This window comes from Hansschlegelia sp. KR7-227, assembly GCF_049446035.1.
Lineage (GTDB): Bacteria > Pseudomonadota > Alphaproteobacteria > Rhizobiales > Methylopilaceae > Methylopila.
In genome coordinates this window covers 110,300-126,036 of sequence record NZ_JBMSEA010000001.1, presented here as the reverse complement: position 1 = coordinate 126,036, position 15,737 = coordinate 110,300, and the positions used below count along the sequence as shown (strand labels likewise).

The following is a 15,737-nucleotide window of genomic DNA, read 5'->3' as shown; positions in this document are numbered from 1 at the left end:
GGAGCCGGTGTTTTGGACCGTCACAGTCGCCGGCGCGGGCGCCGGCGGGGGCCGCTCAGCGCGGCGTCTGCGGGGTGGGCTGGCTGGCGGGGGCCGCCGGCTGGACCTGCGTCTCCGAGGTCGAGCCGCCGGCCGGGTTGATGGGCGCGGGGTCGGTCGCGCCGCTCATCGTGTTGGCGTTCGAGTTCGGCTGGCTCGGCGTGGTCGCGCTCGGCTGCTGGGGAGTGCCGGTCCCGACCTGGTTCGGATCGCTCGCGGGCTGGGCCGAGGCGGCGCCGAGGCCGGCGACGAGGCCGAGGGCGGCGAGCGTGGGGATGATGGCGGCTTTCATGGCCGGTCTCCTTGTTGTGGGCTTCGCTGACCTAACCGATTGAGCTGTCGAAAGGTTCCTGTCGCGCGGACGGCGGGCGACGGCGCCGGAGGGGCCGGCGTGCGGCGCGTCGCGCGCGGCCGGGGGTCGCCCCCGCTTGACGCGCGGCGATCCGGCGTGCTCCGCACAGCGAGGCCCGCAGACCCGCAAACCCCGCTTCCACCGAGCAGCCGCTTGATCCCGATCACGCCCCATCTCGCGATCGACGAGGCCGAGATCGACGAGACCTTCGTGCGTGCCTCGGGCCCCGGCGGGCAGAACGTCAACAAGGTCGCGACCGCGGTCCAGATCCGCTTCGACGCGCGGCGCTCGCTCTCGCTGCCGAACGACGTCGCGATCCGGCTGATGCGGCTCGCGGGCTCGAGGCTGACGAAGGACGGCGTGATCGTGCTGACCGCGCAGTCCCACAGGACGCAAGCCGACAACCGCGCCGAGGCGCTCGCCCGGCTGGTCGCGCTCATCGCGGAAGCCGCCGAGAAGCCCAAGCCGCGCCGGGCGACGCGGCCGACGCTCGCCTCCAAGACGCGGCGGCTCGACGGCAAGACCAAGCGGGGCGCGACCAAGGCGATGCGGCGGCCTGTGTCGGGCGAGTGACAGGCCCCCTCCGATAGACGGACTATTCTACCCCGAGACCTTCTGAGATGCTTGTCCGGGCGCCGGGCCTCACGTAGAACGCGCGGCGTTTTCGGGCGGCTCGCGCACGCGCAGGCGCCCACCGTGCGAGGTTGTGAGTTCCCGTGCTCAACTTCACCATGGCGGACATGCGCTACGAGCCATATCCGTTGGCCGTCCTTCGCCCTGCGCTTGATCCCGAACTCTACCGCCGCCTGGCGCGCAGCTTCCCGCCCGAGGCGATCTTCGGCCGGCTGCCCAAATATCCCTACAAGCTCAGCCTGTCGGAAAAGCACGCGCCGGAGAACTACCGGCGCTTCCTCGCCGATAACGCGGAGTGGAGCGCGTTCCACGCCTGGGTGAAGAGCGACGGCTTCATCCGATCGACGCTCGACTTCCTCGCGCTGAACCACATCCATCTGCCGGTGGAGGACGCCTTCGAGCCCGCGGGCAAGCGTCTCGAACGCCTCGTGCGCGCCGTCGCAGCCGGCCGCGCCCCCTCCGGCGGGCGGAAGCTCAGCAGCCGGTTCGAGTTCTCGGTGCTGCGCGCCGACGGCGGCATGGTCGAGCCGCACACTGACGCCGCCCGGAAGATCGTCACGCTCACCCTCTCGATGGTCGAGGACGGCGAATGGGATCCGGCCTTCGGCGGCGGGCTCGACGTCAACCGGGCGACCGACCCGACTTACGCCTACAACTGGAACAACCGCATCGTCCCCTGGGACAAGATCGAGACGATCGACACGATCCCCTACACGCCGAACCAGTGCGTGCTGTTCGTAAAGACGCACAACTCGCTGCATTCCGTGCGCAAGATGGACCAGAAGGGCTCTTCAGCCCTGCGCAAGACGGTGACGATCGTCATCGAGCGCGACGAGTGACAGGCCGGAGGCCGGAGGCGCGCGACATGTCCGACGGATTTCACGAGCGCCTCGACGATTCGCATGAGGTGAAGCTGCCGTCGGAGCGGTCCTTCGCGATCACCTTCGCCGTCGTGTTCGCGCTGATCGGCGCCTTCCCGCTGCTGCATGGCGGGTCGGTCCGGCTCTGGGCGCTCGCGGTCGCGGCCGTCTTCCTCGCGGCCGGCTTTCTCGCGCCCGCCTCCTTGCGTCGCCTCAACCGGCTGTGGATGAGGTTCGGCCTGCTGCTGCACCGGATCGTCAATCCGGTGATGCTCGGGCTGATGTTCGGGCTGATCGTGGTGCCGATGGGGCTCGCGGTTCGACTGATCAAGGGCCCTCTGCTCGACCGCAAGCCCGACCCGAAGGCCGCGAGCTACTGGATTCTCCGCGATCCGCCCGGCCCGGCGCCGGACTCCATCCGCAACCAGTTCTGAAGGGGTGAGATGTCGTTCCTGAGCGAACTGTTCGCCTTCGCCCGCGCGCGCAAGAAGTTCTGGCTGCTGCCGATGCTGATCATGCTGGGCGCGCTCGGCGGCCTGCTGATCCTCGCCAAGGGCAGCGCGGTCGCGCCCTTCATCTACACGATCTTCTAGGGATCGGCGGGCGCGTGCGCGTTCTCGGCCTGTCCGCCTATTACCACGACAGCGCGGCGGCGCTCGTCGTCGACGGCGAGATCGTGGCCGCGGCGCAGGAGGAGCGCTTCTCGCGGAAGAAGCACGACGCGCGCTTCCCGCGCCAGGCCGTGCGCTACTGCCTGGAGGCCGGCGGGATCCGGCTGACCGACATCGACCAGGTCGTGTTCTACGACAAGCCGTTCCTGAAGTTCGAGCGGCTGCTCGAGACCTATCTCGCCTTCGCGCCGCGCGGCTTCCGCTCGTTCCGCGTGGCGATGCCGCTGTGGCTGCGCGAAAAACTGTTCCAGAAGAGCCTGCTCGCAAAGGAGCTGAAGAGCCTCGACGACGGCTTCGACCCCGAGGGCCGGCTGAACTTCACCGAGCATCACGTCAGCCACGCCGCCAGCGCCTTCTACCCCTCGCCCTTCGAGGAGGCGGTCGTGCTCACGATGGACGGCGTGGGCGAATGGGCGACGACGTCGGTCGGCGTCGGCCGCGGGACGGAGCTGACGATCGAGCGGGAGATCCACTTCCCGCATTCGCTCGGGCTGCTCTACTCCGCCTTCACCTATTATGCCGGCTTCAAGGTCAATTCCGGCGAGTACAAGGTGATGGGCCTCGCCCCCTATGGCGAGCCGCGCTTCACGCAGGCGATCCTCGACCATCTGATCGACGTGAAGCCCGACGGCTCCTACCGGATGAATCTCGATTATTTCGACTACTGCACCGGGCTGCGCATGACGAACGCGAAGTTCGACGCGCTGTTCGGGGGGCCTCCGCGCAAGCCGGAGCAGCGGCTCACGCAACGGGAGATGGACCTCGCGGCTTCCGTCCAGGCGGCGCTCGAAGAGATCGTGCTGCGCATGACGCGGGCGCTGCACGCCGACTACGGGATCGACAATCTCTGCCTCGCCGGCGGCGTCGCGCTGAACTGCGTGGCGAACGGCAAGATACTCCGCGACGGCGCCTTCAAGAACATCTGGATCCAGCCGGCGGCGGGCGACGCCGGCGGCGCGCTCGGCGCGGCGCTCTCCGGAGCCTACGGGATCGGCGGCGCGACGCGCAGGGTCACGCCCGGCCGCGACGCCATGAAGGGCGCCTATCTCGGCCCGGAATTCACGCAAGCCGACATCGAGGCGCGGCTGAAGGCGGAGAAGGCCGCGTTCGAGCGCCTGGCGCCCGACGCCGTCATCGCCGAGACCGCGAAGGCGCTGGCCGAAGGCAAGGCGGTCGGCTGGTTCGACGGCCGGATGGAGTTCGGCCCGCGCGCCCTCGGCGCCCGCTCGATCCTCGGCGACCCGCGCTCCCCCCAGATGCAGTCTGTGCTCAATCTGAAGGTGAAGTATCGCGAGAGCTTCCGGCCCTTCGCGCCGTCGGTGCTGCGCGAGGACGTCGCCGAGTGGTTCGAGCTCGACTGCGACAGCCCCTACATGCTGCTCGTCGCGGACGTCGCCGCAGGGCATCGGAAGGCGATGACGGAGGCGGAGATGAAGCTGTTCGGCATCGACAAGCTGAACGTGCCGCGCTCCGACGTGCCGGCGATCACACATGTCGACTATTCCGCCCGCATCCAGACGGTGTCGGCCGACGTGAACCCGCGCTATCACGCGCTGATCTCGGCCTTTAAGGACCTCACCGGCTGCCCGATGCTGGTCAACACCAGCTTCAACGTCCGCGGCGAGCCGCTGGTCTGCACGCCCGAGGACGCCTTCCGCTGCTTCATGGGGACCGAGATCGAACTGCTCGTCGTGGGCGACGCGGTGCTGCGCAAGGAGCGCCAGGACCCCGCGCTGAAGCGGAACTACGAAACCGCGTTTGAGCTTGACTGACCGCGCCGACGCTCACGCCCCGACGATCGGATGATTGAGCGCGGCGTCCGAGTCGTGGATGCCCGAAACGTAGTGTTGTGTGACGAGGTCGAGACGCGATGCGGTCCATCCTGAAGCTCGTCTTCGGCAATCTGCTGGTTCTCGCCGGCCTGTGGCTGGGCGTCCTCCTCCTTCTGTCGGTCGGGATCGACCTCTACGACCTCGCGCGGTCACTCGTCGGCAAGACCTACAAGCGCGCCGAGGTCGCGGCCTATACCGATCACGCCCGCGCTCAGCAGATCCATGTCGACCAGAAGGACTCGATCAAGACCTACGCGCCCTTCATCGAGTGGCGGCAGTCCGGCAAGGCGTCGGAGACGCTGAACATCGGCCCGGACGGCTATCGCACGCACAGGATCGGCCGCGACGCCGGGCCGGAGGCGCCCGAGATCGGCTTCTTCGGCGGCTCGACCGTCTGGGGCACCGGCGTCGACGATGACGGCACGATTCCGGCCCAGTTCGACGATCTCACGACCGGCGTCCGGGTCGCGAACTACGGCGAGCGCGGCTTTTCGACGATGCAGAACCTGATCGAGCTGATGACGCTGATGAACCGCGACGTCGCGCCGAAGACGGTCGTGTTCTACGAAGGCTTCAACGACGTCTGGGTCCATTGCAACCGCGCGGTCACCGATCGGCTGAACAGTCACACAGAGGAGCGGCGCCTGCAGGCCGCGATCGACCGGTCCGACGACGAGAACTTCGCCTGGAACAACCTGGTCGCCCCGATGATCACGATGATCGGCCGCCTCATCGATGTCGACGACCGAAAGAGCCTGCCGGGCTGCAGCGCCGATCCCGTCCGGGCCGAGGCGGTCGCGGAGATGATGATGCGCAACTGGGAGATGGCCGAGCGCCTGGTGACGGGCTATGGCGGGACTTTCCGCCTCGTGCTGCAGCCGACCGCCTTCACGGGCAAGCCGCGCGTCGATCATCTCGACCTCTCCGACCCCCGCGACCGCGCGCTCGGCGTCGAGCTCAACACGATCTATCCGATCGTCCGGAAGAAGCTCGCCGAACGCGCGGCGGCCTGGTCGACCGACCTGACCGACGCGCTCGACGGCGACGGGATGCTGCTGATCGACCATGTCCATCTCGCGACGCCCGGGAACCGCCTGATCGCGCAGAAGATCAAGGCCGCGCTTGACGGGTCCCAGGCCGCGGCGGCGCAACCGGAGGAACGAACGGGCGCCGCCGATCGAGCAGCGCGGCCGGCGGGGTCGGACGAGCCCGGGCGCTAACGCCCTCAGGCGCGGCCGCTCGCCGTGCCGTCAGAGCTGGTGGAACCAGGAGCCCCGGCGACGCTCGTCGACATATTCGCGCGGCGCAAGGGTCGCGGGCTCGGGGACGACGTCTTCGGAGCGCTTGTCGGCCGGCCGCGCCGGGACGGGCGTGGGCGTGGGCCGCGCGGATGCGGGCTTTCCGGACGCAGGTCTGGCGCCGGTCGAGGACGGCGGCCTCAGCGGCTGGCGCTCGATGCGGGACCCCGTCGCCGCCCGCCGCGGCGCCATGCCCAGCGCTTCGGGGAACGACCCGTAGGTCGCCCCGGCGCAGAGCTGGGGGCGCTTGCGCGCGCCGGCCACCTGTCCGTCCCGGAACCAGTAGACCGTTGTCACAGGGTCGCTGACCGCGCCAAACCGATCTTTCGCGACATAGCGCACGCACACGGCCGGACGGCGAAACCCGTTGAGGATGCCGACCCGGCGGACAGCCGGCTCGCTGATGTCGGCCGCCGACAGCGACGAGGGATCGACGAGGCTGGCCTTGAGATAGGATGCGACGAGGCCGCGATAGCCGGACGGCACGTCGTCTGGTCCCTCGCGAACGGCGAAGGCGGTGGTCTGGCCGGTGACGCGCTCCGTGGTCGGGCCGGCGGCGGTGCAGGCCAAGCCCAGAACGGCGGCGGAGGCCAGTGCGAGCCTGTTCATAGCCGTCGCCTCCTAGACTCCTACGCGCCGCGGTCGTCGCCTGCGCGCCAGACGCAACCCTGACCCGCCGGACAGGCGGGATCAAGCCCGATGATCGGCCGAAGCGGGAACGCGAGGCGCCGCCGGGAGAGCACATTCGCGCGCGCACGCGCCCCCCACGGCCACAAACCCATTGTAATTGAGGGCGTAACGGACTATCTCCGGCGCACTTCAATCAACCCGAGGCCTACCCCGTCTATGCTCAAAGAAGATACTTTCCGCTCGCGACAGGACACGTCGCGCGACGCCAAGCAGAAGCTGCTCGAACGGTTCCGCTCCGCAGCCGAGGACCCGGTGGCGCAGAAGCGAAAAGCTGAGCGTGCGGTGATCGCCCAGGCCCGCGAAGCGCGTCTGGCGCAGAAGGCCGCCGAGCAGGAGCGTCTCGCCGCTATCGAGCGCGAGAAGCAGGAGCTGATCGCCGCCGAGAACCGACGCATCGCCGAAGAGGAAGAGGCGCGCCGCGCCGCCGCCGAGGCGGTCCGCAGGCAGTCGCAGCCGAAGCCCGTTTCGATCAACGCCGCCGCGCATGCGCTGGCGAGCCTGATGAGCAATGGCGGCGCCCGCAAGGCGCCGGCCGCCGCGAACAACCGTGATCCCGAGCGCAAGACCGCCTGATCAAGGCGCGCTCGTTCGAACATGAAAAACCCGCCGGTCTCGCGACCGGCGGGTTTTTTTACGCGTGGCGTGCGGCGGCCGAGGCCGCCGCCCGTCAGGCCGCCTTGCGGTTGACGCCGCCTTCGGCGAGCCCGCTCAGCTTCTTGTCTGCGGCGTGCTCTTCCTTGAGGGTCTTCTCGAGGACCGCGGCGCAGTCGGCGCGGCCAAGCTGCTTCGCCCAGGCGACCAGCGTGCCGTAACGCGCGATCTCGTAATGCTCGACGGCCTGCGCCGAAGCCACGATGGCGGCGTCCAGCACCTGCTTGTCGTCGACGTCGCCGGCGACGTCATTGGCTTCCTCGATGATCCCGTTGATCGCGGGGCACTTCACGGCCTTCTTCGTGGCGCCGTGCATCTCGAACACCTGCTCGACGCGACGGACGTGCTCCTCCGTCTCCGTGAGGTGGCTCTGGAGCCCCTGTTTAAGCTCCGGCGCCGTCGCCTTTTCGATCATCTTCGGCAGGGCCGAGAGGATCTGCTGCTCAGCGTAATAAACGTCCTGAAGCTGGTGAACAAACAGGTCGTCCAGAGTTTTGATGTCCTTGGAAAACAGACCCATGGTCATCTCCTTTTATGTCTTCTTGTAACAAGGGCCCCGCCATGCGGCGGGGTCTCAGCATAACAACAAGGGCGCGTCGCAAACGTTCCCTGGATTTCGGAAGATCGCGCTGGACCGACCACGTCCTGCGGCGCGGGACGCCAGCCGCGGCCGCCCAACCCCCGTCGCATTCGAGGGGGATGGAAGGCGGCGCGCCGACGCCGCGGAGCGCGCGATTCCCTCCGTGCCGTGGCGATGAGGATACCGATGCGCGCCTTGCTCGCCGCCGCCTGTCTCGCCGCCGCCCTGCCCGCCGCGGCCCGCGCCGACGATCGCCCGCCGGCGCCCTCCGTCGTCGTGACCGGAGAGGGCATGATTTCGGCGGCGCCCGACATCGGCGTGGTGACGAGCGGCGTGGTCACCACCGCGGCGAGCGCCGGGGCGGCCCTCAAGGCCAACGCCGCCGCCATGTCGGCGGTGATCGCGAAGCTGAAGGAGGCCAAGGTGGAGGATCGCGACGTCGCGACCTCCGGCCTGACGGTGCAGCCGCAATATGACTACGGCTCGGGCTCCGCGCCGCGGGCGCCGAAGCTCATGGGCTACGAGGTGCGCAACACCGTGACGGTGCGGGCCCGCGACCTCGGCCGTCTGGGCGAACTGATCGACGGGCTGGTCGGCGCCGGGTCGAACCAGATCGAAGGCCTGACCTTCGACGTCTCGGACCGCTCGACCAAGCTCGACGACGCCCGCAAGCAGGCCATCGCCGACGCGCGCCGCAAGGCGGAGCTCTACGCCGCGGGCGTCGGCGCCAAGCTCGGCGCGCCGCTCGCGATCGACGAGATGGAGGTGGGCGGCGACGAGCCGATCCGCCCCTTCGTCCAGCGCGCGAAGGCGATGGACGCCGCCCCCGCGACCCCGATCGCCCGCGGCGAGCAGGAGCTGCGCGCCCGGGTCACGATCCGCTGGGCGCTGGAGCGCTGAGCCTCACTTCTCGAAGGCGGCGACGATCTCGAGCTCGACCTCGTCCGACACCACGGGCGCGAACGCGCCAAGCCCGAAGTCGCTGCGCTTGAGCTTGGCGGTGGCGGAGAAGCCCACCGTCTCCGCCTTGTTCATTGGGTTCACGCCGGCGCCGTGGAACGTGGCGTCGAGCGTGACCGGCTTGGTGACGCCGTGCAGCGTGAGGTCGCCCGCGATCTTCGCGGTTTCGCCGGAGACGTCGACCGAGGTCGAGGTGAAGCGCGCCGCCGGGAACTTCGCGACGTCCAGAAACTCGTTCCCCGAGACATGGGTCGCGAACTTGTCGGACGTGACGGCGAGACCCTTCATCGGCGCCTCGATCGTGAGCTTGGCGGCGGAGGGGTTCTTCGGGTCGAGCGTCAGCGCGCCGGTGATCTGGCCGAACATGCCGTGCAGCGTCGAGAAGCCCATGTGGTCGACGGACCAGAGAACCTGGGTGTGGTTGGGATCGGCCTTGTAGGTCCCGCCCGAGACGCGGGAGACGTCCTTCGCGCCGGGGACGGACTGGGCGTGCGAGACGGCGGCCTGCGCCATCAACAGAGCGGCGGCGAGGGCGAATGAAAGACGCTTCATAGGCGAATGATCCTCTCGGGAGCGGAGGACCCGATGCTTGACCGACAGCGGCGCCCGCGTGAAGGCGGCCCCGCTCAAAGCCTCGTTTGCAGAGATGCAGCGGAGAGCGCGCGGAGGAGCGCCGTCAGGAGCGCGGCCGCCGCGATCCCGATCCAATAGCAGGCGACGTCCCACCATGAGAAGGTGCGTCCGAGCAGCAGCGCTCCGAGCGCCGACCTGCGAAACGCGTCAAGCGGCTCCACATGGATCAGCTGGCTGAACTCGACCGCCGCCGAGGCTATCACGGCGACCAAAGCCGCTCGGCCGAGCGGCCAACGGACCGCCAGCGCAGCGACGATGAAAAAGACCATCGCGCCCCAGAGGAGGGAGCCACCGTACTTCGCTGCGGCCCATGGCAGGCCGACCTCCGGCCGACGCGCCAGCAGACCCGCGGCGATGACGATAAGCGCCGCTGCGACGTAGCAGGCTCGTGTCGTGAGGCGGCTCATGGCGGCGCCTGGCTTGCGCCCCGGTCCTCGACGGCCTTTGGCGGCTTGATCAGGGCGACCAGAGTGTAGCTGATGACGAGGAGCAGGAACCACGACCCGTACTTCCCGGCCCCGACAAGCGACCATCCGCTCATCTGCTGCGGGTAAAGCCACGTCTTTGTAAAGGTGCCGACGTTCTCGGCGAGCCAAATGAAGGCGGTCACCAGCATGAGTCCGAGCAGCAACGGCATCGAACGGGGGCGTCGCCACACGGTGAACTGGACCTGCGTGCGCCAGAGCATGAGAGCCGCGACGACGAAAAGCAGCCACCGGAAATCCGGCCCATAGTGATGGGCGAAGAAGTTGAGATAGGCGGCGAAGCTTAAGGCGGCCAGCAGAGCGACCGGCGGATGCGACCGGAACTCGAAGCGCATCAGGCCCCAGATCCGGCAGAGATAGCTGCCGATGCAGGAGTGCATGAAGCCGGTGAAGAGCGGAACGCCTCCGATCCGCAGCAGAGATGGCTCCGGATAGATCCAGGAGCCGACGGCGGTCTTGAAGATCTCCATGACCGTGCCGACGACATGGTAAGCGAGGATGATCCTCGCCTCCTCCCATGTCTCCAGCCTAAACCTGAGCATCAGCGCCTGCACAAGGACGGCCGCTAGCAGTAGGAAGTCGTAGCGGGCGAGCGGCGCGCCGCGCGGGTACCAGAAATGGGTCCCGATCAGCAGGGCGACCATGACGCCGCCGAACAGGCAAGCCCAGGCCTGCTTCAGGCCGAACCGCAGAAACTCATAGACGAAAGCCGTGGAGCGACGCGCCGCCATGCGCTCGGCGAAAGCCGCTTCACGAGCGGAGAGCGACCACGGCCTTTCGGACGCCGACCGCGTTCCGACCGCTGGCCCCTTATGCACCTTTCGCCTCTCACGTCACCGCCCCCATAACGGCGGCTCCAACAAAAAGGCGGCGGGCCATGACCCGCCGCCTTCGGTGAAAACGTGGCGCCGCCGTCTCAGTTGTCGAGGAAGCTCCGCAGCTTCCTGGACCGGCTCGGGTGCTTCAGCTTGCGCAGCGCCTTGGCCTCGATCTGGCGGATGCGCTCGCGGGTCACCGAGAACTGCTGGCCGACCTCTTCGAGCGTGTGGTCGGTGTTCATGCCGATGCCGAAGCGCATGCGCAGCACGCGCTCCTCACGCGGGGTGAGCGAAGCGAGCACGCGCGTGGTGGTCTCGCGCAGATTCGACTGGATCGCAGCGTCGATCGGCAGGATCGCGTTCTTGTCCTCGATGAAGTCGCCGAGGTGAGAATCCTCCTCGTCGCCGATCGGCGTCTCGAGCGAGATCGGCTCCTTGGCGATCTTGAGGACTTTCCGCACCTTCTCCAGCGGCATGGCAAGCTTCTCGGCCAGCTCCTCCGGGGTCGGCTCGCGGCCGATCTCGTGCAGCATCTGGCGGCTGGTGCGGACGATCTTGTTGATCGTCTCGATCATGTGCACCGGGATGCGGATGGTGCGGGCCTGGTCGGCGATCGAACGGGTGATCGCCTGCCGGATCCACCAGGTCGCGTAGGTCGAGAACTTGTAGCCGCGGCGATACTCGAACTTGTCGACCGCCTTCATCAGGCCGATGTTGCCCTCCTGGATCAGGTCCAGGAACTGCAGGCCGCGGTTGGTGTATTTCTTGGCGATCGAGATCACGAGACGCAGGTTCGCCTCGACCATCTCCTTCTTCGCCTGCCGGGCCTCGCGCTCGCCCTTCTGCACCATCTGGACGATGCGGCGGAACTCCTGGATCTCGAGGCCCGTCTCGGTCGCGAGATTGTGGATCTCGCCGCGGATGTCGCGCACGAGGTCCTTTTCGGCGGCGACGACGTTCTTCCAGCCCTTCGAGCCGAGATTGGCGACGCGGCGGATCCAGTTCGGGTCGAGCTCGTAGCCCTGATACTGCTTCAGGAAATCCGAGCGCTCGACGCCGTAGGACTCGCAGAGCCGCATCAGCCGGCCTTCGAGGGCGACCAGCCGCTTGTTGATGTCGTAAAGCTGCTCGACAAGGTTGTCGATGCGGTGCTGATTGAGCGACAAGGATTTGACATTCGCGATGATGTCGTCCTTGAGCTTCTTGTACTTGCGGTCCTGCGCCGGGGATAACGTCTTGTTCTGAAGACGGTTCTCGACGTTCTGGTCCTGCAGGCGGCGAAGCTTCTTGTAGTCGTCGGCGACGGCGCCGAACGTCTCCAGAACCTTAGGCTTGAGCTCGCTCTCCATGGCCGAGAGCGAGACATTGTTCTCCATGTCGTCGTCGTCGAGGTCGCCCTCGGGCGCCGGCGTCTCCGCTTCGGGTTCGGCTTCCAGCTCGCCGGCCGCCTCCCCGCCCTCGGTCGCAGCGCCGTCGCTTGGCGCTGCGGCGCCGTTCTTGGCGTCGGGACCGGCGTAGGTCGCCTCGAGGTCGATGACCTCGCGCAGCAGAATCTTGGCGTCGTTGAGTTCGTCGCGCCAGATGATGATGGCCTGGAAGGTCAGCGGGCTCTCGCAGAGCCCCGCGATCATCGCCTCGCGGCCGGCCTCGATGCGCTTGGCGATCGCGATCTCGCCCTCGCGCGACAGCAGCTCGACCGAGCCCATCTCGCGCAGATACATGCGCACGGGGTCGTCGGTGCGGTCGGTCGGTTCGGACTTCTGCGTCACCGCGACGGCGGTCGGCCGCGCGGTCTCGACGAGATCGCCGCCCTCGGGCTCCTCGTCCTCGGTCGCGGCGCCCTCTTCGCGCTCGGTCTTCTCGGCCTCGTCCTCGCTGTCGATGACGTTGATGCCCATCTCGTTGAGCATCGCCATGATGTCCTCGATCTGGTCCGCCGTGTTCTGGTCGGACGGGAGGACGTCGTTCAGCTCGTCATTGGTGACGTAGCCGCGCTTCTTCGCGGCCTTGATCATGCGGCGGACGGCCTGGTCGTTCAGGTCGAGCAGCGGCCCGGCTTCCGTCTCCGGAGCCGCGGTCTCGGTTTCGTCCTTTGATTGCAACTTCGTCGCCATGTCGTCCAGTCTCCGAGCCGACCCGCCGTCCGGCTCCTGCAACCCATTACCTCAAACGCCGCCGAGACGGCGAATCAGCGCCAACCCACATAACGCGCCGCAGCTTTACGCCCACGTTAAGCATGCCCGGCGCCTCGGAGCGCCGCGGCGGCGCCATTCAGATGCGCCATCCTCGCCGAATTCGCCGGCCGCCGACGCCGCGTCACATCGAGCGGAGGGTTCGTCCGGACGCGCCGCCGAACCCGTCGATCGACGCCTCCGACCCCTCGACAGTGGAAAGCTGACGCTGGATTTCGACGATGCGACGAAAATTCTCGTCGGTGAAATCGCGTCCGAAATCCTGCTCCGCAGCACGGAGCTCTCTATGTAGCGCTCGCACCTTTGTGTGCAAGGCGGACGCGTGCCTCCAGCCTACCGCCGCGTCGGCCGGATCAGCTTCCATCACCCACCAGTTGCTGGAAAGCAACGCCTGATCCGCCCGTTCCAGCAGTTCGCCATGGCCAGACGCCGCGAGCGCCGCCCTCATCGCCTCGCGGTCGGCGGCGCCGTCGGCGTAGGCGTCGAGCGTCGCGCGCCGCAGGCGGTCGAGCTCGCGCGCGGTGAATTCGAGCTCCGCATAGGTCTCGGCGAGCTCGTCGAGCAGGTCGGGGTGGTTGACCATGGCGAGCGCCAGCGCCGTCTCGCGGCCGGGAAGGCGGCCGGCGCCCGTCCCCATCATCGGGCTCGCCCGGAGCGTGGCGGACGCCGCCAGCGACGGCGCCGGCGGCGTCCACGGTCCGCCGCGGCCCTGCCCGCCGCGGGGCGGCCGCGCGCCGCCGCGGGGCTGGCGCTCGCGCCGACCGCCGGACGCCGGGCGCCCGAAACTCGCGAGCCGGTTCTCTACGGCCGTCTGATAATGCCGCTTCACCGTCTCGTCCCGGATCGAGCCGAGCGCGTCCCGCAGCCGGCGCTCGAAGGCGGCGGCCCTCTCCGGCGTGTCGGTGGGGCCTGCGTCGAACTCGCGCGCCCACAGCATATCGACCAGCGGCGCCGCGCCGGCGAGCACGGCGTCGACCGCGCTCCGGCCTTCCGCGCGCACGAGGTCGTCCGGATCCTGCCCCTCCGGGAGGAAGGCGAAGCGCAGCGAGCGGCCGGGCTGCAGCAGCGGCAGGGCGGTCTCGATCGCGCGGAAGCCCGCCCGGCGGCCCGCCTTGTCGCCGTCGAAGCAGAGGATCGGCTCCGCCGCCATCTTCCACATCAGTTCGAGCTGGTCGGCGGTCAGCGCGGTGCCGAGCGGCGCCACGACATGGCCGATCCCGGCCGCCGCCAGCGCGATCACGTCGACATAGCCCTCCACCGCCACGACGGCGCCCGCCGCCTGCGCCGCGGCGCGCGCGCGGTGATGGTTGTAGAGCGTCGCGCCCTTGTGGAAGAGCGGCGTCTCCGGCGAATTCAGGTACTTCGCCTGCGCGTCGGCCGACATCGCGCGGCCGCCGAAGGCGATGATGCGGCCGCGCGCGTCCTGGATGGGGAACATCACCCGGTCGCGGAACCGGTCGAACGGCTCGGCCACGTCTTCGCCGGACACCAGAAGCCCGGCCTCGACCATGTCGGCGACCGGCACGCCCTGCTTGCGAAGATGGCCGCGCAACGCGCCGCGGTCGTTCGGCGCATAGCCCATGCGGAAGTCGGCCTGCGTCTGCGGGCTGATCGCGCGGCCTGCGAGATAGCCGCGCGCGGACGCCCCCGCCCGGCCCTGCAACTCGCCTTCGAAGAAACGCGCCGCCATCTCCATGATCTCGACCAGCCCGGCGCGCGCCTCCGCGCGGCGGGCCTCCTCCGGGCTTTCCTTGGGGATGGGCACGCCCGCCATGTCGGCGATCCGCTCGACCGCCTCGGGGAAGCTGACGCCCTCCGTCTCCATCAGGAACTTGAAGACGTCGCCATGCTTGCCGGAGGAGAAGCAGTGATAGAAGCCCTTCTGGTCGTTGACGAAGAAGGACGGCGTCTTCTCGGCGTTGAAGGGCGACAGGCCGGCATATTCGCGCCCCTGCCGCCTCAGCTTGACGCGCCGCCCCACCACCTCCGACACGGGGAGGCGTTCGCGAAGATCGTCGAGAAAGGCTGGCGTGAAGCGCATGGGGCGCGGAATCGGGCTCGAAAACGGCTGACGGACCGACCCTTATACACTAGGACCGTTCGCCGATTCCCGCCCGGCCTTTCGCGCCGCCCGCTATTCACAGCCCGCGCCTGTCCCCGATCCCCATGAAACTCAAGATTCTCGGCTGCGGCGACGCGTTCGGCTCCGGCGGCCGCTTCAACACCTGCTTCGACGTGACCGCGCGGGACATGCGCTTCCTAGTCGACTGCGGCGCCTCGTCCATGGTCGCGATGCGGCGGTTCGGCACGGCGCCGAACGACATCGACGCGATCATGCTCAGCCATCTCCACGGCGATCATTTCGCGGGCCTGCCGTTCTTCATCCTCGACGCCCAGTTCGTCAGCCGGCGCCAGCGCCCGCTGACGATCGCCGGGCCCGTGGGCCTCAAGGCGCGGCTTCCGGCGACGATGGAGGCGCTGTTTCCGGGCTCCAGCACGGTCGAGCGGCGCTTCGCGCTCGACATCGTCGAGATGGCGCAAGGGACGACCGCCGAGCTCGGCGCGGCGACCGTCACGCCCTTCGAGGTGCGCCACCCGTCCGGCGCGCCGTCGCACGCGCTGAGGATCGCCTGCGACGGCACGGTCCTGAGCTACAGCGGCGACACCGAATGGGTCGAGGCTCTGATTCCCGCCGGGCGCGACGCCGATCTCATGATCTGCGAGTGCTACCTCTACGACCGAAAGGCCCCCTACCATCTCGACTGGGGGACGCTGAAGACCAACCTGCCCCGGATCGGCGCGAAGCGGGTGCTGCTGACGCATTTGGGGCCGTCGATGCTGGCCCAGCCGGGCGCGACCTTCGACGGCGTGGAGCTCGCGGAAGACGGTCTGGAGCTTGATGTCTGAAGCCCCCAGCGCCGCCTTGATTGACAGCGCGGCCCTCGGCCTCTAGAGACCAGCCCGCGTCGTGCGGGACTTCGATGAGTCCCCTGCGCGCGTTTTAGCGCACCCGTGGCCCGGCGTTCTCGCGACGACCGGTCCT

Annotated in this window: 17 protein-coding genes; 9 read left to right on the top strand and 8 right to left on the bottom strand. The window is 68.6% G+C overall.

The features are described 5' to 3' along the window. Nucleotides 1-55: 55 nt before the first annotated feature. Nucleotides 56-331 (bottom strand): hypothetical protein, encoded by a 276-nt coding sequence (locus ACO2RJ_RS00565; RefSeq protein WP_423266064.1) that lies wholly within the window; start codon nucleotides 329-331, stop codon nucleotides 56-58. A 213-nt stretch (nucleotides 332-544) separates the two neighbouring features. Between ACO2RJ_RS00565 and arfB the strand changes: the two genes are divergently transcribed. The 6 genes from arfB to ACO2RJ_RS00535 all read left to right on the top strand — a co-directional run bounded on the left by arfB (nucleotide 545) and on the right by ACO2RJ_RS00535 (nucleotide 5,607). Further along, complete coding sequence (arfB, locus tag ACO2RJ_RS00560; protein ID WP_423266063.1) at nucleotides 545-964, top strand: alternative ribosome rescue aminoacyl-tRNA hydrolase ArfB; 420 nt, start codon at nucleotides 545-547, stop codon at nucleotides 962-964. 143 nt (nucleotides 965-1,107) lie between these two features. Continuing rightward, entirely contained in the window at nucleotides 1,108-1,863 is a 756-nt protein-coding gene (locus ACO2RJ_RS00555) for a hypothetical protein (protein ID WP_423266062.1), read from the top strand. Between the two features lie 26 nt (nucleotides 1,864-1,889). Further along, nucleotides 1,890-2,318, top strand: a complete 429-nt coding sequence (locus tag ACO2RJ_RS00550) for an SxtJ family membrane protein (protein ID WP_423266061.1) — start codon at nucleotides 1,890-1,892, stop codon at nucleotides 2,316-2,318. 9 nt (nucleotides 2,319-2,327) lie between these two features. Further along, on the top strand, nucleotides 2,328-2,477 hold the full coding sequence (locus tag ACO2RJ_RS00545; protein ID WP_423266060.1) for a DUF5989 family protein: 150 nt from the start codon (nucleotides 2,328-2,330) through the stop codon (nucleotides 2,475-2,477). 14 nt (nucleotides 2,478-2,491) lie between these two features. Next, complete coding sequence (locus ACO2RJ_RS00540; protein WP_423266059.1) at nucleotides 2,492-4,327, top strand: carbamoyltransferase; 1,836 nt, start codon at nucleotides 2,492-2,494, stop codon at nucleotides 4,325-4,327. Between the two features lie 98 nt (nucleotides 4,328-4,425). Further along, nucleotides 4,426-5,607, top strand: coding sequence for a hypothetical protein (locus ACO2RJ_RS00535; RefSeq protein ID WP_423266058.1), 1,182 nt, complete (start codon nucleotides 4,426-4,428; stop codon nucleotides 5,605-5,607). Nucleotides 5,608-5,637: 30 nt separating this feature from the next. Here the strand turns inward: ACO2RJ_RS00535 and ACO2RJ_RS00530 are convergent, their stop codons facing one another. Further along, nucleotides 5,638-6,294 carry a hypothetical protein gene (locus ACO2RJ_RS00530; protein WP_423266057.1) on the bottom strand — a complete coding sequence of 219 codons (657 nt, stop codon included), beginning with the start codon at nucleotides 6,292-6,294 and terminating at the stop codon, nucleotides 5,638-5,640. A gap of 90 nt (nucleotides 6,295-6,384) precedes the next feature. Between ACO2RJ_RS00530 and ACO2RJ_RS00525 the strand changes: the two genes are divergently transcribed. Further along, a complete protein-coding gene (locus tag ACO2RJ_RS00525) occupies nucleotides 6,385-6,948 on the top strand; it encodes a DUF6481 family protein (RefSeq protein WP_423266056.1) in 564 nt (187 codons plus the stop codon). 94 nt (nucleotides 6,949-7,042) lie between these two features. On the opposite strand, the gene ACO2RJ_RS00520 is transcribed toward ACO2RJ_RS00525, so the two are convergent. After that, nucleotides 7,043-7,546, bottom strand: a complete 504-nt coding sequence (locus tag ACO2RJ_RS00520) for a ferritin-like domain-containing protein (protein ID WP_423266055.1) — start codon at nucleotides 7,544-7,546, stop codon at nucleotides 7,043-7,045. Nucleotides 7,547-7,792: 246 nt separating this feature from the next. On the opposite strand from ACO2RJ_RS00520, the gene ACO2RJ_RS00515 reads away from it, so the two are divergent. Beyond that, nucleotides 7,793-8,506 carry an SIMPL domain-containing protein gene (locus ACO2RJ_RS00515; protein WP_423266054.1) on the top strand — a complete coding sequence of 238 codons (714 nt, stop codon included), beginning with the start codon at nucleotides 7,793-7,795 and terminating at the stop codon, nucleotides 8,504-8,506. Nucleotides 8,507-8,509: 3 nt separating this feature from the next. Here ACO2RJ_RS00515 and ACO2RJ_RS00510 read toward each other — a convergent pair whose 3' ends face one another. The 5 genes from ACO2RJ_RS00510 to dnaG form a co-directional block, all read right to left on the bottom strand. Continuing rightward, nucleotides 8,510-9,118 (bottom strand): YceI family protein, encoded by a 609-nt coding sequence (locus tag ACO2RJ_RS00510; protein ID WP_423266053.1) that lies wholly within the window; start codon nucleotides 9,116-9,118, stop codon nucleotides 8,510-8,512. Nucleotides 9,119-9,192: 74 nt separating this feature from the next. Further along, complete coding sequence (locus tag ACO2RJ_RS00505; RefSeq protein ID WP_423266052.1) at nucleotides 9,193-9,606, bottom strand: DUF2809 domain-containing protein; 414 nt, start codon at nucleotides 9,604-9,606, stop codon at nucleotides 9,193-9,195. Continuing rightward, nucleotides 9,603-10,415 (bottom strand): DUF817 domain-containing protein, encoded by an 813-nt coding sequence (locus ACO2RJ_RS00500; protein ID WP_423266051.1) that lies wholly within the window; start codon nucleotides 10,413-10,415, stop codon nucleotides 9,603-9,605. The genes ACO2RJ_RS00505 and ACO2RJ_RS00500 overlap by 4 nt, the downstream gene beginning before the upstream one ends. Nucleotides 10,416-10,600: 185 nt before the next feature. Beyond that, a complete protein-coding gene (gene rpoD, locus ACO2RJ_RS00495; protein ID WP_423266050.1) occupies nucleotides 10,601-12,616 on the bottom strand; it encodes an RNA polymerase sigma factor RpoD in 2,016 nt (671 codons plus the stop codon). 202 nt (nucleotides 12,617-12,818) lie between these two features. Next, entirely contained in the window at nucleotides 12,819-14,735 is a 1,917-nt protein-coding gene (dnaG, locus tag ACO2RJ_RS00490; RefSeq protein WP_423266049.1) for a DNA primase, read from the bottom strand. Nucleotides 14,736-14,860: 125 nt separating this feature from the next. Between dnaG and ACO2RJ_RS00485 the strand changes: the two genes are divergently transcribed. Continuing rightward, on the top strand, nucleotides 14,861-15,601 hold the full coding sequence (locus tag ACO2RJ_RS00485) for an MBL fold metallo-hydrolase (protein WP_423266048.1): 741 nt from the start codon (nucleotides 14,861-14,863) through the stop codon (nucleotides 15,599-15,601). Nucleotides 15,602-15,737: the final 136 nt, after the last annotated feature.